This is a genomic window from Brevibacillus sp. TJ4, assembly GCF_044627595.2.
In the GTDB taxonomy this organism is placed as follows: domain Bacteria; phylum Bacillota; class Bacilli; order Brevibacillales; family Brevibacillaceae; genus Brevibacillus.
The window spans coordinates 1,030,549-1,053,768 of the sequence record NZ_CP185865.1 but is presented as its reverse complement, the minus strand read 5'-3'; the positions used below and the strand labels follow the sequence as shown (position 1 = coordinate 1,053,768).

At 54.7% G+C, this 23,220-nt stretch carries 19 protein-coding genes; 3 read left to right on the top strand and 16 right to left on the bottom strand.

The features are described from left to right. Positions 1–34: 34 nt before the first annotated feature. The 5 genes from ACAF76_RS04865 to ACAF76_RS04845 all read right to left on the bottom strand — a co-directional run bounded on the left by ACAF76_RS04865 (position 35) and on the right by ACAF76_RS04845 (position 6,689). Complete coding sequence (locus ACAF76_RS04865) at positions 35–1,489, bottom strand: DEAD/DEAH box helicase (RefSeq protein ID WP_400162779.1); 1,455 nt, start codon at positions 1,487–1,489, stop codon at positions 35–37. Between the two features lie 251 nt (positions 1,490–1,740). Continuing rightward, a complete protein-coding gene (pepV, locus tag ACAF76_RS04860) occupies positions 1,741–3,180 on the bottom strand; it encodes a dipeptidase PepV (RefSeq protein WP_400162778.1) in 1,440 nt (479 codons plus the stop codon). Continuing rightward, positions 3,164–3,895, bottom strand: coding sequence for a GTP pyrophosphokinase family protein (locus ACAF76_RS04855; protein WP_400162777.1), 732 nt, complete (start codon positions 3,893–3,895; stop codon positions 3,164–3,166). Before ACAF76_RS04855 ends, pepV begins: the two co-directional genes overlap by 17 nt. Positions 3,896–4,018: 123 nt before the next feature. Next, a complete protein-coding gene (locus ACAF76_RS04850; protein WP_400162776.1) occupies positions 4,019–6,097 on the bottom strand; it encodes a methyl-accepting chemotaxis protein in 2,079 nt (692 codons plus the stop codon). Between the two features lie 121 nt (positions 6,098–6,218). Then, on the bottom strand, positions 6,219–6,689 hold the full coding sequence (locus ACAF76_RS04845) for an N-acetyltransferase (RefSeq protein WP_400162775.1): 471 nt from the start codon (positions 6,687–6,689) through the stop codon (positions 6,219–6,221). A gap of 199 nt (positions 6,690–6,888) precedes the next feature. Here ACAF76_RS04845 and ACAF76_RS04840 point away from each other — a divergent pair, with 199 nt between their 5' ends. The 3 genes from ACAF76_RS04840 to ACAF76_RS04830 all read left to right on the top strand — a co-directional run bounded on the left by ACAF76_RS04840 (position 6,889) and on the right by ACAF76_RS04830 (position 10,474). Then, positions 6,889–7,482, top strand: coding sequence for a TetR/AcrR family transcriptional regulator (locus ACAF76_RS04840; protein WP_400162774.1), 594 nt, complete (start codon positions 6,889–6,891; stop codon positions 7,480–7,482). A 241-nt stretch (positions 7,483–7,723) separates the two neighbouring features. Then, entirely contained in the window at positions 7,724–10,216 is a 2,493-nt protein-coding gene (locus ACAF76_RS04835; RefSeq protein ID WP_400162773.1) for a DUF3656 domain-containing U32 family peptidase, read from the top strand. A gap of 27 nt (positions 10,217–10,243) precedes the next feature. Further along, positions 10,244–10,474: a DUF1128 domain-containing protein gene (locus ACAF76_RS04830; protein WP_400162772.1), complete on the top strand. Its 231-nt coding sequence runs from the start codon at positions 10,244–10,246 to the stop codon at positions 10,472–10,474. A 51-nt stretch (positions 10,475–10,525) separates the two neighbouring features. Here the strand turns inward: ACAF76_RS04830 and ACAF76_RS04825 are convergent, their stop codons facing one another. From ACAF76_RS04825 to ACAF76_RS04775, 11 genes are all read right to left on the bottom strand, one after another. After that, the gene (locus ACAF76_RS04825; protein ID WP_400162771.1) at positions 10,526–12,019 is read right to left on the bottom strand and encodes a DHA2 family efflux MFS transporter permease subunit; all 1,494 of its coding nucleotides are present in this window, start codon (positions 12,017–12,019) and stop codon (positions 10,526–10,528) included. A gap of 125 nt (positions 12,020–12,144) precedes the next feature. After that, the gene (locus tag ACAF76_RS04820) at positions 12,145–13,113 is read right to left on the bottom strand and encodes an ABC transporter ATP-binding protein (RefSeq protein ID WP_400162770.1); all 969 of its coding nucleotides are present in this window, start codon (positions 13,111–13,113) and stop codon (positions 12,145–12,147) included. Next, entirely contained in the window at positions 13,088–14,125 is a 1,038-nt protein-coding gene (locus tag ACAF76_RS04815; protein WP_400162769.1) for an ABC transporter ATP-binding protein, read from the bottom strand. Before ACAF76_RS04815 ends, ACAF76_RS04820 begins: the two co-directional genes overlap by 26 nt. Before the next feature lie 16 nt (positions 14,126–14,141). After that, positions 14,142–15,152, bottom strand: coding sequence for an oligopeptide ABC transporter permease (gene opp3C / locus ACAF76_RS04810; RefSeq protein ID WP_400162768.1), 1,011 nt, complete (start codon positions 15,150–15,152; stop codon positions 14,142–14,144). Next, on the bottom strand, positions 15,149–16,084 hold the full coding sequence (locus tag ACAF76_RS04805) for an ABC transporter permease (RefSeq protein ID WP_400162767.1): 936 nt from the start codon (positions 16,082–16,084) through the stop codon (positions 15,149–15,151). The genes opp3C and ACAF76_RS04805 overlap by 4 nt, the downstream gene beginning before the upstream one ends. A gap of 80 nt (positions 16,085–16,164) precedes the next feature. Further along, complete coding sequence (locus ACAF76_RS04800) at positions 16,165–17,823, bottom strand: peptide ABC transporter substrate-binding protein (RefSeq protein WP_400162765.1); 1,659 nt, start codon at positions 17,821–17,823, stop codon at positions 16,165–16,167. A 36-nt stretch (positions 17,824–17,859) separates the two neighbouring features. Next, positions 17,860–18,756 (bottom strand): alpha/beta fold hydrolase, encoded by an 897-nt coding sequence (locus ACAF76_RS04795; RefSeq protein WP_400162764.1) that lies wholly within the window; start codon positions 18,754–18,756, stop codon positions 17,860–17,862. 27 nt (positions 18,757–18,783) lie between these two features. Next, positions 18,784–19,140 (bottom strand): DUF3899 domain-containing protein, encoded by a 357-nt coding sequence (locus tag ACAF76_RS04790; RefSeq protein ID WP_400162763.1) that lies wholly within the window; start codon positions 19,138–19,140, stop codon positions 18,784–18,786. Positions 19,141–19,160: 20 nt separating this feature from the next. Further along, positions 19,161–20,243 carry a M42 family metallopeptidase gene (locus ACAF76_RS04785; protein ID WP_400162762.1) on the bottom strand — a complete coding sequence of 361 codons (1,083 nt, stop codon included), beginning with the start codon at positions 20,241–20,243 and terminating at the stop codon, positions 19,161–19,163. A gap of 306 nt (positions 20,244–20,549) precedes the next feature. Further along, positions 20,550–22,172, bottom strand: a complete 1,623-nt coding sequence (cimA, locus tag ACAF76_RS04780) for a citramalate synthase (protein WP_400162761.1) — start codon at positions 22,170–22,172, stop codon at positions 20,550–20,552. 142 nt (positions 22,173–22,314) lie between these two features. After that, positions 22,315–23,148, bottom strand: a complete 834-nt coding sequence (locus tag ACAF76_RS04775) for an alpha/beta hydrolase (protein WP_400162760.1) — start codon at positions 23,146–23,148, stop codon at positions 22,315–22,317. Positions 23,149–23,220: the final 72 nt, after the last annotated feature.

The window sequence follows — 23,220 nt, the reverse complement described above, 5'->3', positions numbered from 1 at the left end:
TTTGTATCGCGTTTGATGGCTGCAGCAAATGTGATTATCTGCTGCCTCGGTTGCCATTGCCTCTGCTGCCTGGCTTGCCTTTTCCCGCTTTTGACGGACCGCCGGATTTGGCTGACTTGCCAGCTTTTCGCGCAGCGATTGCCTCGGCGCGCTTGCGGTTTTTCTCGTATTGGGTCTGCAGCTCGGCCAGCTCGCGGGCCAGCTTTTTCTTGTATCCGGGCTTGACCTTCACTTTCTTTTTCAACGCTTCGCGGACAGGAGCGAACTCCTTCTCCTTTTGCTGCTGCTCTTCCTTGGCCTGCTGCTGGCGAAGCGCAGCGTAGTGGGCTTCCCGCTCCTCTGCCCGCTGGCGCCGTCCCGCATCGAGATGGCGTCCCGGCTCCAGAATCCGTTCTTCGATCGTTGCCTTCGTCGCCTTGGCAAAGCGGGCCATCAGGTTTTTTTGACGCGGCGAAATCAGCGAGATCGCCTTGCCCCTTTCCCCTGCACGTCCGGTACGGCCGACGCGGTGAATGTAGCTTTCCACGTCGTTTGGCAGGTCGTAGTTAATGACGTGCGTGACTCCTTCCACGTCCAGCCCGCGCGCGGCAATATCGGTGGCGATCAGGTACTGGAAGCGAATCTCGCGGAACTGTTTCATCAACTGCTCGCGCTTTCGCTGCGACAGGTCGCCGTACAAGGCTTGCGCCTGGAGCCCGTTTTCCTGCAGACGGGCGGTGAGCTGCTGCACGCGCACCTGCGTATTGGCGAAAATGATCGTCAAATACGGCTGCTCCTGCTCCAGCACATCGACCAGCGCATCTGTCTTGTCGCTTTGGTTGACGACGTAATAAAATTGCTCGATCCGTTCAACAGTCTTTTGCTTGCCCTCGATCTTGATGTGCGGCGGCTGCTTCATAAAGCGATGAGCCAGCCGTTTTACGCTATCGGGCATCGTTGCGGAGAAAAGCAGCACCTGCCGCTGGTTCGGGGTATGCACGATCACTTGCTCCACGTCTTCGAGGAAGCCCATCTCCATCATTTTGTCCGCTTCATCCAGGACGAGCGTGGAGATGCGACCGAAATGGAGGGAGCCGCGCTTCATATGGTCGAGTACGCGACCGGGTGTTCCCACGACGATCTGGACGGTATCCTTGAGCTTGCTCAACTGCCGCTCAATGTCCGTACCGCCGTGCAGGGAGAGTACGTTCACGCCCATGTGCTTGCCCAGCTTCTCGACTTCTCGCGCGATTTGCACGGACAGCTCCCGTGTCGGCGTGAGGATCAGCGCCTGGATGTCGCGTTTGCCCTCCTGCAGTCCGTTCAGGATCGGCAGCATAAACGCAGCAGTCTTTCCCGTCCCTGTCTGCGCTTGTCCGATCACGTCCTTGCCTTCCATAATCAGAGGAATAGCCTCCTCCTGGATCGGCGTCGGTTCTTTATAGTACAGGTCTTGAATCCCTTGCATCAGCTCTGGACGAAAACCAAATGTAGCAAACGATTTTGCCATACTTCCACTTCCTTTCAAAAAAGCGAATCACATTGCCCAAGCCGTGCCTGCATGGAAGACACGCTTTGGACGTTTTCGGTCATCAACCGTCATCCTACCTATACTATATGAGTGGTTGCAAAAACACAAGGAATGGAAAAAGCACCCCCAGACGAAAAAAGAAAAAGATGTCCTCTCCGTCATTTTCTCAACTTCGAGGACACCCTATCCCATCATTGCCTGTTCGTTTTCACATTCTTGCTCGTTATTGTCTATTTCGCCAGCTCGTAGATCGCCTGGGCGTATATCGCCGTCACGCGCACGAGATCGTCTACGAGAATATGCTCATCCCGTTGGTGGGCGGAGTCCGGCCGTCCCGGAAACAGCGGCCCGAAGGCAACCCCGACGTCCAGCGAACGTCCGTAGGTGGCGCCGCCAATCGCGATGATCTTCGCCTCTTCGCCCGTCTGCTCGGTGTAGACGCGCTGCAGCGTCGTTACCAGCGGGTGCTGGGGATCGACGCGATGCGGCGGCAGATGCTCCGCTACCTCCAGAGAGAAACCGGCTTCCTCGCCGTGCTTCTCCAGCACAGCGGACCACTGTTCAAACGACTGCGAGTGCGGGTAGCGAATGTTCAAGCGAAAGGAAGCATCGCCCTCTGCCTCGTACTGCAATACGCCCGTGTTGAGTGTCAGCGCTCCCATCTCCTCGTCGTGATGGGCGATATCCAGCGCCTCTCCGCCGTGCTGCCGGTACAGGTAGCGGTCGGCAAACCCGATGTACTGCTCCGCCCGCGCATCGAGCTTGAGTGTCGCCAAAAAGTGCAGCAGCTCCGTACCGGCGTTTACCCCTTTACCCGGGTCCATTCCGTGGACAGAGCGTCCTTCCATATGCAAAACGACCTGCTCCTCGCCGCTTTGCACCTCGCCGGAAAGTCCGGTTTGCTGCAAATAGCGACGGTAGCGCTCGGCGATTTGCGCTGCGGTCAGGACAGACGGCTGAAGGATCGCCTCTGCTTTGTCCGGCACCATATTCATGCGACGGCCTGCCGAGAAGGCGACGAGCTTCCCGTCGATCGGCGCAGAATCAACCAGATGCTGTGCCGCGTATTGATCCCAGCTTTGCCGCAGCGCCAGGTCGGTCAGTCCTTTCTCTGCGTAAATCAGCGGGAAATCCGCATCGGGCGTAAAGCCCATCGCAGGCATTTCCTCGCTTGCGAAGTAGCGTTCCACGCATTGCCAGGACGATTCCTCATCTGTGCCAAAGATCAGCCGGACGCGCTTGGAGAGCGGCAGCCCCAGTTCGAGGACGAGCCTGGCCGCAAAGATCGCCGCCATTGTCGGTCCCTTGTCGTCGATCGCGCCGCGAGCCACCAGCTTGCCATCGACGATTTCCGCCGCGTATGGAGGCGAGCTCCAGCCCTCCCCTTCCGGCACGACATCGACGTGGCTCAAAATGCCGATCAACTCGTCCCCCGAGCCAAACTCCGCATGTCCCGCATACCCGTCCACGTCCTTGACCTGCATTCCCGCTTGCCGGCACACCTCGAGAGCGTAATCGAGCGCCTGGCGAATACCCTCGCCAAACGGGGCGCCTTCCCGCGCAGTCTCGGGGTCCAGCACGCTTTTGATCCGCAAAAAGCCTTGCGTGGCAGCTATCAGCTCCGCTTTGCGCGCATTTGCTTCCTTGAGCCAATCAATGTTCTTGGTCATCTTTTTCGGTCCCTTCCTGCTCGCCCATCATGTCCATTTCGACATCGCTGTCCAGATCGATTTCGACCAGGGAGAGCAGCGATTCCATCGGCACTTCCTTTTTCTTGAATGCCACCTGCGCTTCCTTGATCTCGTCGCGAATGTTGTTCATCTCGCTGTCCAGCTTGTAGGATGCCTTCGCAGCCTCGAACAGACGCTGACGGACATTGGATGGGAGAACTCCTTCGTACTTGTAATTGAGAGAGTGCTCAATCGTCGCCCAAAAATTCATTCCCAGCGTACGAATCTGAATTTCTACGGGAATCGTCACCTGACCGTGCGCCATCATCAACGGATACTCTACGGTCATGTGATAGCCCCGATAGCCGCTCTCCTTCGGTTTGGAAATGTAGTCCTTTTCCAGGTAGACGCGCATGTCACCGCGCTTGCGAATCATCTCTACCACTGCGGGAATATCTTCAATGAACTGGCAAATGACGCGCACACCGGCGATGTCGCGAATCTCCCAGCATATATTTTCATCGATCGGAAACTGCAGGCGATTTGCTTTATTGTAAATGCTGGGGATCGATTTGACTCTCCCCATAGCGAATTCGATCGGGGAATGTTCCTTGCGCTTCCGCAGTTCATTGCGGATATTTTTCAGCTTTACCTTGATTTCTTCTACAGCTTGCTCGAATGGCAGCAGATATAGTTCCCAGTCCAGTTTGTGCACGATTACGTCCCTCCGGCCAATACTGCATCTTCCTTATGATTCAACATTTTGCCTGTAATATCCTCCCTTCATGGAAAAAGAGACCGGGTTTCGGTCTCTTTTCAATCCTATGAGGCAATGCGATTATTTGCCATTTTCGCTCAAGGTAAAAGAAGAAAGGGATGCACGCAAATCGTCTGCCAGAGCAGCCAACTGATTGGCCGAATAGACGATCAGCTCCATGGACGAGCTTTGTTCCTCGACGGCAGCGGAGATCGTCTGCACGCCTGCCGCCGCTTCCACCGACGCCGCTGACACCTGTTTGGCTACTGCCGCCATCTGCTGTGCTTTCGGGGCCATCCGGGCAAAGGCCTGGCTGACGCTCTCCATCTCCTGCGACACCCGCCTGATGTTGTCCTCGATCCGCTGGAACATCTCGCCCGACTGGCGAGCAGTCAGCATCCCCTGCACGGTCGTCTGCGCTCCCTCGGCCATCCGCTGCGCGACAAGCTGGGTATCCGCCTGAATATCACTGATCATTCTGACGATTTGCTTCGCCGCTTCATCGGTTCCCTCCGACAGCTTCCGCACTTCGCCTGCGACGACTGCAAAGCCTTTGCCCTGTTCTCCCGCGCGCGCAGCTTCAATCGCGGCGTTCAAGGCGAGCAGATTGGTCTGCCGGGCGATCTCGGTAATGACGGAAATGATCCGGGAAATGTCCTGTGAGCGCTGCTGCAGCGCCAGGATGACCTGCGTCGTGGCATCTACCGACCGCTGAATCTCTTCCATGCTGACGACTACTGCTGTCACTGCCTCTCTGCCCTGCTCGGAGTGCAGCCTCATCTCCTGCGAAGAGAGCGCCACCTGCTGGACGTTTGCTGTCACGCTGGCCACTTCGTTGGTGAGGTCCATGGTCAGATGGAGGGTATCGTCCATTTTTTCCCGCTGCTGATCGGCCGAGACAGCCACCGTATCGACGACCTGTACGATCTGCTCGCTGGACGAAGCGATTTCACTCGTATTGCCGTGGATATGTTGCACTGCCTCGGACACCGAGAGCGCAGCTTCGCGTACCTGCAGCAGGATCGACTGGAGCTGTTCGCGCATCGTGTAGAGAGAGCGTGCCAGCTCTCCCAGTTCATCTTTTCGCTTCAGCAGCTCCGGGGAAAACGAGCTTGCAAAATCACCGCTTCCGATTTTCGCGGCGATAGCCAGCAGTTGCCGAAATGATCTGTTCAGCCAGTTGGCCGTGTACGCGGACAGGGCGACGATGAGGATCAGGGCGATGCCGTTGACAACAATCATCGCGTTTTTGATGCGGTTTGGCCCTGCCAGTATCTCGGTCATATCCATCTCGGCGAGAATCACCCAATTATGCTTGCCGACATTGACCTTGGCGTAGGAGACGAGCACTTCCATGCCCCGATAATCGAGGCTTTGTACCGTTCCCTGTGCATCCGGGGTAAACAGCGCATCACGAACGACCGGCGTATCGACGCTTTGCACCAGCAGCGTTCCTTCCCCCAGCTCGGAGCGCATCAGCTTGTCTTCGCCGACCAGATAAATTTTGCCCGTCTCGCCCAATCCTTCACGCCGGTTCAACTGGCGGGAAATGTAGTCGAGCGAAACCTCCAGCGCCAGTTGACCTGTGACGTGCCCGCTCTGAAAGATCGGGACGGATATAAAGACGCTCGGGTTGTCTCCGGACGGCGCGTAACGGCCCAGATCGGACATTTCCGTGCTTTGTGCCTTGGCTACCCGCTGCACGACCTGTCCGAGAATCGTACCGCTGCCCGGTCCGGACAAAAGGTTCGTGCCAAAATCCTTCAAGGGGGTGGTCTGGTACACGATATTTCCCTGCTCGTTGATCAGCGAAGCGTTGGAAAAACCGTAACGGGAAACTTCCATCTTCAGTTCTGTCGCATAGGCTGAAGCTGCATCCTGGTACGCGCTCGAGTCCTGTCCCTGCATCCACACCTGATCGAAGTTCTGCAAAGCCTCCAGAACCGAATCGGATGCGGCCAGCGTCTCCGCGTTTCGCATCCGTTCCCGGAAGTAGTTTTCCACCTGCTCCTTGTTGCTGTTGCGCAAGGCTTCCAAAGTGGCGGCACTGCTTTCCAGCAGCTCCTGCTTCGACTCGTAGTAGGAAAAAATCCCTGCGGCGGCCAAAGGACCGATCCCGGCCAGCAGCAAAACGATCAGTACACGTACCCCCAGTTTCATGCGCAAGCCCCCTACACTGTTTTCTTTTCTGTATGTACGAAAATAGTAACAATATCCCTATACTCGATATGAATATAGTAACAGAAAAGAAAAAAGGAAGGCTATACCAATTTTCGCAGATTTATGTTTCGAAAATCATGGCGATCTCGTCGCACATGGGCAATTTGGAGCAATTTATGCAATCCTTCCACACTTTTTGCGGAAGTGTCTCCTTCGCTACGATCCAGAAACCGCACTTTTCAAAAAACGCTTTCTGATAGGTCAAGGCCAGTACGCGCTTGATCCCGAGATTCCCGCACTGCTCGACAAGGTGCAAGACGAGCTTTTTGCCTACTCCCATCCCCTGGGCCCGTTCCGAAATCGCCAGGGAACGGATTTCCGCCAAATCTTCCCACAAGATGTGGAGTCCCGCCACACCGACAACTGATTCGCCGTCATGGGCGACGACAAACGATTGCAAATTTTCGCAGACGGACAGTTTGGTCCGCGGAAGCATTAACCCTTTTTGTGCATATTCATTAATAATTTCCAGCATTGCATCTACGTCCTGCATCTTCGCCTGACGTACGGTCAGCGCCTTGGTGACACTCATCATTCATTCCTCCACTCCATGCTTTGGAAGCCTGGTAACGAGATAATATTTATTCATTATAGTATATAAATATACATTCGACTCCCGAATAAGTCTATCCTTTTTTTCGCTCCTTGTCCGTCACCCATGTTCACATGCTGGCAAGCAGAGCAGATATGCTATAATGGTTCGTATCCATATCACGTGGGAGGGAATATCTTTGACGACCCGACGAGAGCGAAAAAAGCGGGAGACGCGGGAAAAAATCTTTAATTCCGCGATCAAATTGTTTAAAGAGCATGGCTTTGAAGGTACTACTATCGATATGATCTCCGAGGAGGCAGACGTAGCCAGAGGCACGATCTTTCTCCACTTCACCTCCAAGGAAGCGATTCTGGCCAACTGGAGCTACGAACGCCTGCAGGAGGTAGAAGAGCGCCGCGACGAGTGGGATTACGATGACGATTGCAAAGCCAAGGTGCTGCGCATCTACAAAATTATGAACGAGGTAAATATTACCAACTACGATTTCATCAAGGTCGTGGTGGAATCTTCGATGAAGCATCGCAAAGTGTTCGAGACGGAGAAGAATATGTACTTCGAACTGCGCCAGTTGTTTGCAGATCTGATTGAAGACGCGCAGGAGAAAAAGCAGCTTAAAAGCAAGTTCAACCCGCTCGTTGCAGCCAACATGCTGGAAAACATCTACTACAACGCACTGTATGACTGGGTGCGCAGCGAAGGCGCATGGGCATTGGAAGAAATCATGGAGGAGAAGGTCTCCATCGTATTTGACGGGCTGAAAGCGGACTAATCCTCTGCGCCCAGCCCTGTTGCGGTGAGAGACTGCTCCTGTTCAAAAATGCTCCATGCCCACCCGCTCGCATGCCTTCGTCGATTCCCCCTCCCCTTCCCTACTGTCTGCAATGAACTCCTGTATGAATTTCCCCACTGCACCTCTTTGCCCCACCCATGATCTTTCGCTTGCCCTCACCAGTACATTTCCCTATGATGAGAGTAGCTTGTTTATCATGCCTGGAGGTTTTGACATACACATGCGAAATGGGATCAAGCGTGAAGATATTGAGTTGTTGGCTCCGGCCGGCAATTGGGACTGTTTGAAAGCGGCTGTCGCCAACGGTGCCAACGCCATTTTTTTTGGCGTGGAAAAGTTTAACGCCCGTGCCCGCGCGGAGAATTTTCAGATGGCCGAATTGCCGGAGATTATGGCGTACTTGCACACCTATGGGGTAAAAGGGTTTTTGACCTTTAACATTCTCGTATTTGAAGACGAACTGAGAGACGCCCAGGAACTGATCGAGGCCTGTATTGACGCCGGCGTGGATGCCGTGATCGTCCAGGATCTGGGACTGGTCAAGCTGATTCGGGAAATATCGCCGGACTTCCCGATCCACGGCTCGACCCAGATGACGATCACCTCGCCGGAAGCGGTGGAATTTACCAAGCCGTTCGACATCGAGCGGGTCGTGCTGGGACGGGAAAACTCGCTCAAGGAAATCCGGAAGATCGGAGAAAAAGCGAAGCTGCCGATGGAAGTATTCGTCCACGGCGCCTTGTGCGTCTCCTATTCCGGTCAATGCCTGACTTCGGAAATGTGGGGCGGACGCTCTGCCAACCGGGGTGAATGTGCGCAAGCCTGCCGCCTGCCGTATGATTTGATCGTTGACGGCGTGCAAAAAGAGATGGGCAACATCGCCTACCTGCTCTCGCCCAAGGATCTCGCTGCAATCGACCTCGTCCCTGAACTGATCGAGGCGGGCGTCACTTCCTTTAAAATAGAAGGACGGCTGAAATCGCCGGAATACGTCGCCAACGTGGTGAGCAAATACCGGGCTGCGATCGACCGCTACTTCGCGGGCCACGATACAGCGCCTACAGAAGAGGAAATCCGCGAGCTGCAGCAGAGCTTCTCCCGCGGATTCACGCACGGCTTTCTGGAAGGGACCAACAACAAGCAGCTGGTCGACGGCAGTTTTCCGAAAAGCCGCGGCGTCTACCTCGGCACGGTCAAGAAAAAGCTTTCCAACGGGCTGCTCGTAGAAATTCAGTCGCCGGTCAAGCGCGGGGACGGAATCGTGTTTGACGCTGGCGATCCGACGCAAAAAGAAGAAGGCGGACGCATCTACGACATCCTGGCGCGCAATAAAAAGGTGGAGGGCGAAGTATCGAACGGCTTGTACGAGATCGTCATGGGCCGAAACGACGTCAACCTGAAGCGTATCCATGTCGGCGACCGGGTCTGGAAGACGAGCGACCCCGAGCTCGACAAGCGGCTGCGCAAGACATTCGAGACGGAAAAGCCGTACCGCACCTTCCCGCTGGCCGTACACGCTAGCGGCAAAGCAGGAGAAAAGCTGAAAGTGACCTGGGTGGACAAGCTGGAACAGCACGCTGTTACCATCCAGTCCGACATCGTGTTGGAGAAAGCCTTGAAGCGGCCGCTGACACACAGTCTGCTGCACGATCAGCTCGGCAGGCTCGGAGGCACCATCTTTTCCTTGAGCGCCGATGATCTGACGCTCGAGCTGGATGGCGATCTGATCCTGCCCGTCAGCGAACTGAACCGGATGAGGCGGGAAGCGGCGGAGAAGCTGCTGCACATGCGCGCCGAGCCCCCTGTCTATCAAAAGCGACGGGTGGATGTGTACGCCGATGTCCCTGCCAAGCAGGCGGTCGAAAAACCGCTGCTCACGGCCCTCTGCCGTTCCCTCGAACAAGTGGAGGCGGCAGCACAGACCGACATCGACTTCCTGTACGCCGACTTCGAGTTCGTCAAGCAGTATCCGGCTGCGGTCAAGCTGGCCCATCAGTACGGCAAAAAAATCGGAATTGCCACCATGCGCATCCACATGCCGGATGAAAACGGCGTACTGGCGTTGATCGCAAAAGCCAGGCCAGATGCGATCCTCGTCCGCAACACCGGGGCTTTGTACTACTACATGTCCCGCCGCGATGAGATCGACATCCCCCTGATCGGCGACTTCTCCCTGAATATCGCCAATCACAAGGCTGTCCGTCTGTTCCTCGATTGCGGAATGGAACGCGTCACCCCTTCATACGACCTGAACATCCAGCAAATGGTCGACCTGTTGGGCCGCTCGGATGCAGCGAAAATGGAGCTGGTGATCCATCAGCACATGCCGATGTTCCATACCGAGCACTGTGTGTACTGTACATTCCTCAGTGAAGGAACCGATCACACCAACTGCGGGACGCCTTGCGAGACTTCCCGTGTCTCGCTGCAGGACCGCGTCGGTTTTTCGCATCCCGTACGCGTCGATACCGGATGCCGCAACACTGTGTACAATGCGATCGATCAATCCGGGGCAGAATATCTGGAAGAGTTCCGCAGGCTGCAAGTCGGCAGCTACCGGATCGAATTTCTCGAAGAAGAACCAGCGCGCGTGCAGGAGGTCGTACGTTTGTACCGCCAAGCGCTGCGCGGGGAAGTAAGCGGCACTCATGTCTGGCGCACCCTGAAAGCGACCAATCAATTGGGTGTGACACGCGGACAGTTGACCAAATAAAGCGGGAGCGCGAGAGGAGAGAGCGAAATGGCGGATTTGAACCAGCCTACTTTGGAGAACCTCGCCATCATCATCGAGGGAATCAAGGCGAAGCTGAACATGGCAAACACGGCAGTCATGCGCCCGGAAGACTTTGACCTGGAGCACTACGAGGACCTGCTCTATCTGTACAATATGGTGCAAAAGAAAACGTCGTTTGGCATCAACGAAATGACAGCGATCGTAGAAGAACTGGGACAAATGCGAAAGCAAGGGTAATCAAAAAAGAGTATGGACGCCAATGACATCGGCGCCCATACTCTTTTTTTGTCAGGTTGGTTGCGGCTCTTTTTGCTGATAGCTTACCCGGTCCAGCTTCTCACCGTCCCTTTCCTTGAGGAAGAACGCGAGAATGAGCGCACAGGCAGCGAAGACGACTGCTACCAGAAAGGCATCGTTGGTCCCCATCGTCATGCCTTCCATGGTCGCCCGCTGCAGGTGGGCCGGATCGGCAGGGTTGAGCTGATGCTCGCGGATAAACCGCTCCGTATGGACGGCACTGCGCGAAGACATGATGGAGACGAACAGCGCCGTCCCGATCGCTCCTCCCACGGCATTGATCGTATTGGACATCGCCGTTCCGTGCGAGTTCAAGTGCAGCGGCAACGAGTTCAGCCCGGCAGTCATCACCGGCATCATCAGCATGGAAAGCCCGAAGCTGCGAATCGTATAGATCGTCACCAGGTACAAGAACGTCGTATGCAACGTCAGCCTCGTCAAAAAGTACGTGGTGACAATCGTGATCGCCAGGCCAATGATCGCCAGCCAGCGGGCGCCGTATTTGTCAAACAGCCTGCCGGTGATCGGCGACATGATCCCCATGGCGATACTTCCCGGCAACAGCAGCAGACCGGACTGCATCGGACTCAAGCCGAGGATGTTTTGCACGTAGACGGGCAACAGGATCATCCCGGAAAACAGCGACATAAAGACCATCAGGCTGATCAGCACGGCAAGCGAGTACGTAGGCGTAGTAAAGATGCGAAACTCCAGCAGCGCATTGTCAATTCGCAACTGGCGGGTGACAAAGACTGCCAGACTGATCAGACCGACGACGATCGGAACGAGTACCATGCGGCTTCCCCAGCCGTACTCCCCGGCCGAGCTGAAACCGTACAGCAGACCGCCAAAACCGATGGTGGAAAAAATCACGCCCCAGACATCCAGCTTCGGATTGCGGGTCTCGGTCACGTTTTGCAAGACGAAAAACGAAACGGTCAATACGACTAGCGCGATCGGGAGGATCATGTAAAACAGCACGTGCCAGGAATAGTGTTCGACGATCCAGCCAGACAGCGTCGGACCGATCGCCGGGGCAAACACCATGGCGATCCCCACCAACCCCATCGCCTGGCCGCGCTCCTCTTTCGGATACAGAAAAAAGATTACATTTGTCATCAAAGGCATGAGGATTCCTGCCCCCGACGCCTGTACCGCCCTGCCCACCAGCATCAGCCCAAACACAGGCGCGATGGCGCAGATAAGCGTACCCAATGTAAACAGACTCATCGCCGCAAGAAACAACTGCCTCGTCGTAAATTTTTGCAGCAAGAAAGCTGTCGTCGGGATCAGCACGCCGTTTACCAGCATGTAGATGGTGATCACCCATTGCGCTGTTGATGTACTGATATGAAAATCTTCCATTAATCTCGGCAAAGCCGTGTTTAACAGTGTCTGATTAAAAAGTGCTACGATTGCCCCGGAAATAAGAACGGCGAGAATAACTCCTCTTTTCCTGTCCTGTGTAGCAGCTTCCTTCTGCACCCCGCTGCCCCTCCTTCACATCTTCGTCGAGAATGAATGGTCGTACCATCATCCAATCTCGTACTAGTATGCGTAGGAGCTTTGGCTGTCATCCTGCTTGTTACATCTTCTCCTGATCGACCCAGTCAGTTGTGCAGGTGGCAGGCGACAAAATGATCCGCTTCGATCTCTTTCCACTCCGGAACGACCTGGCTGCAGATGTCCGTAGCGTGCCGGCAGCGCGTACGAAAGCGGCATCCGCTCGGCGGGTCCATCGGGCTGGGGATGCTTCCCTCCAGCAAAATGCGCTCCCGCGTCCGCTCAATGCGCGGATCTGGCACGGGGATTGCCGACAGCAGCGCTTCCGTATATGGATGGAGCGGTCTTTCGTAAAGCTGGTCGCTGGAAGCAAGCTCGACCACTTTTCCGAGGTACATAACCGCGATCCGGTCGCTGATGTAGCGGACCATCGCCAGGTCATGGGCGATAAACAGATACGTCAAGTCCCGGTCCTCCTGCAATTCCTTCAGGAGATTGACGATCTGCGCCTGTATGGACACGTCGAGAGCGGCGATCGGCTCATCCGCGATGATGAACTCGGGATTGACTGCCAAAGCGCGGGCGATGCCGATGCGCTGCCGCTGACCGCCGCTGAATTCATGCGGATAACGGGTGGCATGCCTGTGACTCAGACCAACCATTTCCAGGAGGCGGTAGACGTTTTGCCTGATCTGCTCGGCGGTTTGTGCGGGCTCGTGAATCCGTATCCCTTCGGAGACAATCTCCAGCACGGTTTTACGCGGATTGAGCGAAGAATACGGGTCCTGAAAAATCATTTGCATGCTCTTTTGGAACGCCCTTTTCTCTTCGCTGCTTTTCATCTCCTGGACGTCTTTGCCGTCGTACACAATACGCCCGGAAGTAGGCTCGTACAGCCGGATCAGCGTCCTCCCCAAAGTCGATTTGCCGCAGCCCGACTCCCCCACGACCCCCAACGTCTCGCCTTTGTAGATCGTCAGGGAGACGCCGTCTACTGCTTTCAGCGATTTTCCCTTGCCGGCCGGAAAATGTTTGGTCAGCTCTGTGATCTCAATGAGTGGTTGTTTCTGCAACATATGCTTCCCCCTCTCCCACGGGCGGGACAACTTTTGGCGCCTGCTGATGCAACAGCCAGCAGGAAGCCGCGTGCGTCTGCGACAGCGGAGCCATTTCCGGATTATGGGTATGGCAAATTTTCATGGCGTACGGACAGCGGGCGGCAAATGCGCATCCTGCCTGCAGTTGGCTCACATCGGGCGGCGATCCGGCGATCGGGTGCAGCTTTTCATTGCGGTCCACATGCAGCTTCGGCATGGAGGAAAGCAAGCCCCATGTGTACGGATGCTTGGGCTGATAAAAAATTTCGTCGACCGTTCCGACCTCGATGATTTCGCCGGCGTACATCACGGCGACCCTGTCAGCCATATTCGCCACAACGCCCAGGTCATGCGTAATCAGGATGATCGAAGTCTTCATTTTCTGCTGCAAGTCTTTCATCAATTCGAGAATCTGCGCCTGGATCGTCACATCGAGTGCAGTCGTCGGCTCATCGGCAATGATGATATTGGGCTTGCTGGCCAAGGCCATGGCGATGACGACGCGCTGCCGCATCCCCCCCGAAAACTGGTGCGGGTAATGCTTCAGCCTGTCCTCGGGGTTGGGGATTCCGACCAGCTTGAGCATCTCCAGTGCTACAGCCCTCGCTTCTTTTTTGGAAATCCCCTGTTGCTCGCGCAAGCCTTCGCTGATTTGCTTTTCAATCGTCATCGTCGGATTGAGCGAAGTCATCGGGTCCTGAAAGACCATGGAAATCTCCGAACCGCGCAGCTTCCGCATCTCTCTTGTGCCCAGCGACACGAGATTTCTTCCTTTGTACATAATTTCACCGGCGTTGATTTTGCTGTTCTGCTTGGGCAGCAGCTTCATAATCGCCTTTGCCGTGACGGATTTGCCTGATCCCGACTCGCCTACGATCGCCAGCGTCTCGCCTTTGGCTACGTCAAACGAGACACCGCGCAAGGCGTTGAATTCTCCGGCATAAGTCCGGAAAGATACAGATAACCCGTTGACTGACAACACTTTTTCCACGCATATCTCTCCTTTCTTACTTCCGCATTTTCGGGTCCAGGGCATCCCGCAGCCCATCGGCAAACAGGTTGAAGCTGACCATGATCGTACTGATTACGATAGCAGGGAAAATCATTTTGTACACAAACAGCTTCATCGATTTGTAGCCGTCGTCGATCAGGATTCCAAGCGATGCCAGCGGCGGTTGCAAACCGAGTCCGATAAAGCTCAAAAACGCCTCGGAAAAAATCGCCGTCGGAATCGTAAACATGAGCGTAATCACGATCGCTCCAAGCGTGTTGGGAAGCAAGTGGTCGAGAAACAGTTTGCGGTTGGAGGCGCCAAGGGTACGGGAAGCGAGGATGAATTCCTGCCCTTTCAACTGCAAAATTTGTCCGCGGACGACCCGGGCCATCCCGACCCATCCGGTAATCACCATCGCCAGCGTAATCGACATGATCCCCGGTTCGAGCACGAGAATAAACAATATCACCAGAATCAGGTTGGGGATACCGACGAGCACCTCGATGATGCGCTGCATGATGTTGTCCACTCTTCCTCCGTAAAACCCGGAAATCCCGCCGTAGATGACGCCGAACACGAGGTCGAGCGTAGCAGCCAGCAGGGCGATGTAGAGCGAGATTCGCGTCCCGATCCAGACTCTCGTCCAGATGTCCCGTCCGAACTGGTCGGTTCCGAACCAGAATTGCTCCTCGACACCGCGTGCCGCGTACTGATCCACTCCGTTAAAGTCCTTTCCGTTAAATCCGAGCCATTCCAGTCCTGCGATCTTCGGGGGCAGGTTGGAATACTGAATGTTTTGCTGGTCGTATTTGTACTCGTTGAAGTACGGACCGATAAGCGCCATGACCATGATCAGGACGATCAGTGCAAGCCCGATGAGCGCTCCCTTGTTTTTGCGCAGGCGGATCCAGGCGTCCTTCCAGAAGCTGAGATGATTCGTCTCTGTCTGCTCGTCCTTCGGCTGGTTGACGATCGGGGCAGGCTCAAACCATTCATCGGGAAATTTCTGTTTGTAAACGCTCATTCACGATTTCCCCCTTTGCTCAACCGGATGCGCGGGTCCACGATGCCGTACAACAGGTCGACGATAAAGATCGTCACGATAAAAATCGCGCTGTAAAAAATGGTAATGCCCATGATCACGCTGTAGTCATTGATCAAAATCGAGCTGGTAAACTGCTCGCCAATGCCAGGTACCGCAAAAATTTTCTCGATGACCAGCGTTCCCGTAATAATTCCTACAGCCAACGGAGCGAGCATCGTCAGGACAGGGATCAAGGCGTTGCGCACGACGTGACGGAACAGGACCGTACTTCCTTTCAGCCCCTTCGCCTCCGCCGTCATCACGTAGTCCTGTCCCAGCACTTCCAGCATCTCTGTGCGGATGTAGCGGGCAACTGTCGCCATGACCAGTACAGAAAGGGAAATGCTCGGCAAAATCGTGTTCGCATAGCCCTCCCACAGCGCAGGCGGCAGCCAGCCCAGCTTTACGCCGACGTAGTATTGCAGCAAGGCCGCAAAGACAAACGAGGGAACCGACATCCCCAGGACCGCCAAAAAGACAGCGCCGTAATCAAAGATCGAGTTGTGCCTGACAGCGGAGACAATGCCGAGAAACAGGCCGACGACCGTGCCAAAAATCAGACCTTGTGCCCCGATCAGTGCCGAAGGTCCAATCCGCTCCGCGATGATCGTCGTGACGTCCCTGCCTTGATACTTGAAAGACTCTCCCAGATCTCCCTGCAGCAGGTTGGCGAAATACTTCAGGTACTGGATCGGTACAGGCTGGTCCAATCCGTACTTTGCGTTCAACTGCTCGATCTGGTGTTCCGTCAATTCCTCGACACCGCTAAAAGGCGTCCCCGGCAGCAACTGCATGAGCAAAAACGTCAAGGAGATAATGACAAACAGCGCGGCGAGCATATAGATGCATCGGGTAATGATATATCGTCCCATATCCCCACTCCTGACAGATGAATTGAAATGAGGATGCATAGTCTTTCATACATCCTCATACAGAGAAGCTATTTGCGAGCTTACTTGCCTTCGATTCTCACCCATTTGTACCCGTACTGCGGTGTCGCCGGGTAGGAAACAAAGTCTTTCACGTATGGTTTTTGCACGATCGAGTCGGCGCTTTGGTAGAGTGGAGCGATTGCCGAGTCTGCAAACAGAACTTTCTCCGCCTCCAGCATCAGGTCGTAGCGTTTCTCCATGTCGAGCTCTGCCTTCGCCTGGATTACCAGCTCGTCGTATCGCGGATTGGAGTAGCCCATACGGTTGAAGTTGCCGCCTGTCTCGAACATTTCCAGATAGGAGATCGGGTCGGAATTCAACGGGACGTAGGTAGAGATGGAAATGTCGTAATCAATCGCCTTTTCCAATTCCAGACGTCGCTGCAGCGGTTGTACGGAAATCTTGATCTCCAGTCCGTCGAGATTGGTTTCCAACTGGTTTTTCAAGTATTCGGCAATCGATTTGGACTCTGTCGTGTCAGCCGCCAAAATATTCAGGCTGACGTTGCTTGCTCCGATTTCCGTCAAGCCTTGCTGGAAGGCTGCCTTCGCATCTTCCACTGTTCCGGTGAAATCGCCGTTGATCTCACGGAAGTTCTTCCCGCCCGGAGATGGGTTTGCCGATTTCGGCACGAGGAAATACGTAGGCGAGGAGCCGTTGTTAATGACGATGTCTGCCAGTCCTTGCTTGTCGATGGACATGTCGATGGCCTTGCGGATATTTGCATTCGAGAGCGCCGGATGCCCGTGATTGAAGCGCAGGAAGCCCAGACCGCCCCTGTTTTCGATGCTGTAGTTTGGATCGTCTTTGTACTGGTCGACGTAGGCCGAGGAAATCTTGATCCGGTCTACCTTGTTCGTGTCAAACAGGTTTACCGCGGTCGATTCCTCTTTTACGACAAAGAAATTGATCTCTTCCATCTGGATGTTGTCTTTGTCCCAGTACTGATCGTTTTTCTTCAGCTTCCAGCCTTGCTCATGCTTCCAATCTTCGACTACGAACGGACCGTTGTACACGACCTGGTTGGATTCCAGTCCGTACTTGTCGCCCAGTTCGGTCACGACCTTTTCATTGACCGGATAGAAAGGGGTGAACATCAGGTACGATGGCAAAAGCGGGCTTGGTGCAGAAAGCGTGACGACGAGCGTCTTGTCGTCCTCTGCCTTGACGCCGAGATCGTCCGGAGACGCTTCTCCCTTGGAGATTTCATCGGCATTCAGGATTTTCGCATTGCTGAACATGTAGCCGTAGTAGCCGGTCTCGCGGAACGTGCGCTTCCAGGCGAACTCGTAGTCGCTCGCTTTCACCGGATCGCCGTTGCTCCAGACGCTGTCCCGGATCGTAAAGGTATGGGTGAGTCCGTCTTCGCTCACCTTGTGGTCGCTGGCCCCGGTCAAAACGGGCTGCCCTTGCTTGTCCAGGCCGTACAATCCTTCCATCGAGTTGCTCAAAATGTTGTTGGAATACGTGTCGTGGGCGGTCATAACATCGAGTGAAGCGATGTCAGAGCTCTCGACTAGATTGAGCACTTGCGGCGACGGTGCAGCCGCTTGCGGATTGGCGTCGGTGCCTTCCCCTGCGGATGGAGCCGGTGTGCTGCTGGAGCCCGTAAAGTTGCATGCAGAAAGCATCAGGGCGCAAGCGGCAGTCAACAGCATGAGTTTTTTCTTTCCCTGCAAGACGATTCCCCCTTGTGTTCGTTTTCTTGTCTGTATTTATTGCTGTCCTGTTCGGACGGACAACTGCTGTGAGACGAAATCCTGCACGGTTGTCAGGAATTTTTCGTATTCATCTTTCAACACCTTATGACTGCTGTTTTCAAATATGACCAGCGTGCTGTTCGGAATCTGCTCGTGCATGTAGATGGATGCCTCGATCGGCGTAATCCAGTCATGCCGTCCCCCGATGATCAGCGTAGGAATCGTAAAAGAGGACAGTGCGCTTGTCACATCAAACTGGCGCATGAATCCGGCAAACCCTTCGTTGAGCGCCTCGTGGCAGCGATTTGCGCGCTGCTTGGCATGCTCCCTGGCTTCCCGCGACTCGGGCGTATCCTTGTAGGTGTAGGAGTACAGCGATTCCATCACATCGTAGTACTGAAGCTGCTGCTCGTCAGAGACGAAGGCGCCATCCCACAAGATTTGCGCCATTTCCTGCTGCTCTTTCGTCCCCTTTTGCTTGACGATCTCCTTGGCCTTTTCGATGTACGCGTAGCTTGGAGAAGTGACGACGAGGATAAGTCCGCGCAGGTTTTGCTGGTATCGTCTCGCGTACTCCATCGCTACCATGCCGCCGTAGGATTGGCCAAGCAACACGATCTTCTCCAGTCCCAGATGCTGTCGCAAAGCCTCGATGTCCTCCACATTGTTGTCAAGTGAATAGGTCGATTGAGGACCTTTCGCCGAACGGCCGCTGCCGCGATTGTCGATGTAGACGAGCTGCATGTCCTCTGCAAGCGGGCTGAGCGCTGGCTTGAAGCCGGTGTGGTCGCCGCCTGGGCCGCCGTGCAGTACGAAGCATACCGGTTTTTCTTTCATCCGGGGACCGTCCGGGACGAAGCCGGCCCCTTCCACATCAAAAAAGATGCGGGTTCCGTTTATGTGTGCGTACAAAGCAATCCCTCCTGACACAGTAGTCATTCAAAGCAGAAACGCAGTAAAGATCGTAAGCAAAAACAGGATGACACCGGACAGAAGCACGGGCATGGTAAAGGCAAATGTACGAGAACGGGGAAGATGCTGCTTTTTTCCTTCCAGTTCGTCGAGAAATTGCTTGCTCTTGTCAAAGCTGCGAAAAAACCGTTTAAAGCCGACGACCAGGCGGTCAAAGAAGCCTTTTTCCAGCAAGAGCAGCATGATGCCTGCAATCAGCAAACAGAGGGAGCAAAAAAATACCGTATTCACCAGATGCAAGGCTGCAAGCCAGCCGGTGAGCAAAAGACCGAGCACAGACCCGATTGTCACCAAGCAAATGATCAGCGACACCTTTTTTGCCATGCCACTACCCCTACTACGCACTACTGCTCCTGTGAAACTTCCGCGATGAAATGGTACAGCAGGGCGATCGAATCGATAATATCGTCGATGGACGCCATCTCATGCGCATGCACATAGCGGGTCGGCACGAGAATGGCTCCGGACGGAATTCCTCCCCGCTCCAGATGAATGGTAGCAGCATCCGTTGAACCTGCCATGAACACTTCCATCTGGTGCTTGATGTCGTGCTTCTTCGCCGTCTGTTTCATCAGACGGACTACTTTCGGGGAAGCAATCAATCCGAGTCCGGTCGGCACCTTGTCGATCAGCTTGATCGCCGGTCCCTTGTCCAGTTCGGTAATCCGTTCATGTGCGGGAATTTGCGGCGTGTCATTGGCGACAGTAATGTCGAGCGCGACAGCCATATCCGGATTGAGCGTGTAGGCCGCAGTGCGCGCCCCGCGGCAGCCGACTTCTTCCTGCACGGTAAAGACCGGGTACAGGTCGACTGTTTCGATGCCGGTCTCTTTCAGCAGGCGCAAGGCTTCCAGCAAAATAAACACGAGCAGGCGGTCGTCCAGCGCTTTCCCCACCACTTTGTTCCCCAGGATGTCGAAGTCGTAATGGATGGCGACGGTGTTTCCGATTTCTACGCCGAGCGCTTCTGCTTCTTCTCTGCTGGAAACACCCAGGTCGATGAAAAACTCGCTTACGTCCGGGATGGTCGTCATCGCTTTTGGACGTCCGGGATTGACGCTGTTGATCAAGCCCTTTACCAGCCCCTTTTCGGTCTTGACCACGCATGTCCTGGCAAACAGATTTTGCGGACGGATTCCGCCGATACTGACGCCGTACAGGAAGCCCTTGTCATCGATATGGCGCACCATCAGGCCGATTTCATCGAGGTGGGCGGCAATCATCAGGCTCTTCTTGCCATTCCCTTTCTTTTTCGCCAGAATATTGCCGAGCGGATCTACCGACGATTCATCGACCAGTCCGTCCAGCTCCTGCAAGACATAGGTCGTGACGTCCTCCTCGTATCCGGCGACACCGTGCAAGTCGCAGAGGGTGCGAAGTTTGTCCTCGATCCTCTCTTTTATTTTCTGTCTGTCGATCGCTACCACGTGAATCCCCCTTCCTTGATTGCCGACACTTGTTCGGGTATTCGTTAGATCAAAAATTACTTTTCAAAAAAATTAAATTTTCATTAAAAATCTGATTATTTTGTTTATAATAATGTAACGGATCATATGAATTTATGCCAATTTAATTATTTGATTTCAGTTATGATAAACTCTTATATGAAAATTCTTACAAATATGTATAGAGTGAAAAAAGAGCATTTCTCATAAACTATTTTAGCCATAAACCAAATTGAGAATAAAAAACCCGATACTGCATCGTACCGGGTCATTGCTTGCATTTCCTGTCTAGTGATTGACGATTCCTACGCGCTCTTCTACTGTCGCCACCGGCTGCGGCGCTTCGCAGCCTTCCTTCCACAGCAGGTAACGGATACTGTCGGCAAGCGCCTCCCAGCTCGCTTCGATGACGTTGGTAGAGACACCCACCGTGCTCCATTTTTCCCCGTCACAGGCAGACTCGATCAACACGCGAACCTTGGCTGCGGTCGCGCCGTTCTCGTCGAGGACACGCACTTTGTAGTCAGTCAGGCTCATCCGGGAAATACAGGGGTAGTATCGCTCCAGCGCTTTTCGCATCGCGTTGTCCAGGGCGTTGACCGGACCGTTGCCGTCTGCTGCGGTATGGACCGTATCCTGATTGACGGTGATTTTGACGGTCGCTTCCGAGGAGATCGCCCGCTCTGCCGATTTCTCCATGAGAATTTTGAAAGAGTTGAGATCGAACAGGTTTTTCAGTTTCCCTGACGCTTCCAGCAGCAATAGGGTCAGTGACGCCTCCGCTCCCTCGTACTGGTAGCCCTGGAATTCGCGTTCCTTGATCAGCTTCATCACTTCGCGCGCCTCTTCGCGGTCCAGCGAAAGGTCGATATCGAGCTCTTCCATCTTGGCCTGAAGATTGCTCTGTCCGGCCAGCTCGGAGACGAGAACGCGCCGCTTGTTTCCGATGTCCTGCGGCTCCATGTGCTCGTATGTTTTCGGGTCGCGCAGCACGGCGCTGACGTGAATGCCCCCCTTGTGGGCAAACGCGCTGTACCCGACGAACGGCTGGTTGTTCGGCAGGATCATGTTGGCGATTTCCGCGACGTAGCGGGCCAACTGTGTCAAACCTTTGAGCTGTTCGCTGCTGACGCAGTTGTACCCCAGCTTGAGCTGGAGATTCGGAATGACCGAGACGAGGTTGACGTTGCCGCAGCGCTCGCCGATGCCATTGATCGTTCCCTGCACCTGTGTCGCTCCCGCCTGGACCGCCGCCAGCGCGTTGGCTACCGCCACGCCGCAGTCGTTATGCGGATGGATGCCCAAAGGTGCGTCCAGTTTGCCCCGTACGGCCTTGACGATGTCGTAGATTTCTGTCGGCAGGCTTCCGCCGTTCGTATCACACAGGACGATCCAGTCTGCCCCTGCCTGTTGTGCTGCTTCCAGCACGCGGAAGGCGTAATCTTCGTTTGCCTTGTAGCCGTCGAAGAAATGCTCAGCCAAAAACAGCGTGGTCAGTCCCTGTCCTTTCAGGAAAGAAACAGAGTCGGCGACCATGCGCACATTTTCATCCAATGTCGTCTTTAATGCGTCGGTGACATGCAAATCCCACGACTTCCCAAAAATAGCGGCAGCCTTGGCACCGCTGGCAATCAACGCTTGCAGGTTGGCATCTTCGGCTGCTGCCACATTCGGGCGGCAAGTGCTGCCGAACGCGGTGATTTTCGCATGCTGCAGCGGCACATTTCGTATTTGCTCAAAAAATGCCATATCCTTTGGGTTGCTGCCCGGCCATCCGCCTTCGATAAAATCGATGCCAAACTGATCGAGCCGTTGCGCAATTTTGATCTTGTCTTCTACGGACAGGCTGATTCCTTCTCCCTGTGTCCCGTCACGCAGTGTGGTATCGTACAAATACACCTTGCTTTCCATGTCTCCACCCCATACATGTCTTTATTCTGCTGTATAATTATCAGAATATTCTAATCATTATATCTCTTGACATAAGCCCAGTATAGCACAGCAAAAATAGAAAGAGAATGCAGAAAAATCAAGGTATTTTTCTTTTTCCTGGCTAGCGGCGAAGCACGAAATCAGCCGTCAGCCGGATCGCCTCTTCCAGTTGCGGTGTCGTGCCGGCAAACGGATGACGGGCGTTGAAGGTATGATCTCCTTCCTCGATCCAGTGCAATACGGCATCCTCATCCGCCTGCTTGAGTCTCTCCGCCCCTTTGACCAGGCGGGCGAAATCCTTGCGGCCCTGGATGATGCACAGCCGCTGGTTCATCTCCGCTACCTTGCGCAGCAGGTCGTACGCTTCCCGGTTTTGATCGACATCCTCGATGACGACACGGGTGACCGGCATGTCCTGTCCGGTCCGCGCATTGGAGATGTAGCCTATGCCATTTTGTGCGATCTGGCTGCGCAAAGCCTCGTCGAACAGATTGACATCCGCTACTCCATTCCAGGTAATGATCCCCGCCACTTCCGGATGGCCTGCGCCAAACAGGATGGCGTCGGCCCCGCCTTTGCTGTGTCCGAGTACGAACAGCTTGTTTGTGTCCGCGCACGCGGGCAGCACCAGCTTCCCGGATCGGATCGCTTCCCACAGGGCGTTCAGATCGGCGATTTCGCGGGCGTATGTATTGATCCCGAACTTTTCCAACTCGTCAAATTCGCTTTCACTCTCCCCCACTCCATTGCAGCTAAAGTTGAAGCGCAGGGTGACGATCCCCCGTTTTGCCAGCTCGTCTGCCACATAGGGAAAGCTGCCCCAGTCCTTGAATCCCTTGAAGCCGTGGCAAAACAGCAAAATCGGCTGACCTGCCCCTGCTGACGGGTCGGCGTGCCAATTGCCGCGCAAGGTCAAGCCCTCTCCCAGCGACAAGGCGAATGCTTCTCGTTGCACACTCTTCACCTCTTCTTCCATTGTCTCCTTTATTCATTATGCCTTCTTTCCGCCTGAAATGAAATAGTCCCC

Coding starts and splice junctions, on each gene's coding strand:
- ACAF76_RS04865 (WP_400162779.1), bottom strand. CDS start 1,489: ATGGCAAAATCGTTTGCTACATTTGGTTTTCGTCCAGAGCTGATGCAA.
- pepV (WP_400162778.1), bottom strand. CDS start 3,180: ATGACCAAGAACATTGATTGGCTCAAGGAAGCAAATGCGCGCAAAGCG.
- ACAF76_RS04850 (WP_400162776.1), bottom strand. CDS start 6,097: ATGAAACTGGGGGTACGTGTACTGATCGTTTTGCTGCTGGCCGGGATC.
- ACAF76_RS04845 (WP_400162775.1), bottom strand. CDS start 6,689: ATGAGTGTCACCAAGGCGCTGACCGTACGTCAGGCGAAGATGCAGGAC.
- ACAF76_RS04835 (WP_400162773.1), top strand. CDS start 7,724: ATGCGAAATGGGATCAAGCGTGAAGATATTGAGTTGTTGGCTCCGGCC.
- ACAF76_RS04830 (WP_400162772.1), top strand. CDS start 10,244: ATGGCGGATTTGAACCAGCCTACTTTGGAGAACCTCGCCATCATCATC.
- ACAF76_RS04820 (WP_400162770.1), bottom strand. CDS start 13,113: ATGTTGCAGAAACAACCACTCATTGAGATCACAGAGCTGACCAAACAT.
- opp3C (WP_400162768.1), bottom strand. CDS start 15,152: ATGAGCGTTTACAAACAGAAATTTCCCGATGAATGGTTTGAGCCTGCC.
- ACAF76_RS04805 (WP_400162767.1), bottom strand. CDS start 16,084: ATGGGACGATATATCATTACCCGATGCATCTATATGCTCGCCGCGCTG.
- ACAF76_RS04790 (WP_400162763.1), bottom strand. CDS start 19,140: ATGGCAAAAAAGGTGTCGCTGATCATTTGCTTGGTGACAATCGGGTCT.
- cimA (WP_400162761.1), bottom strand. CDS start 22,172: ATGGAAAGCAAGGTGTATTTGTACGATACCACACTGCGTGACGGGACA.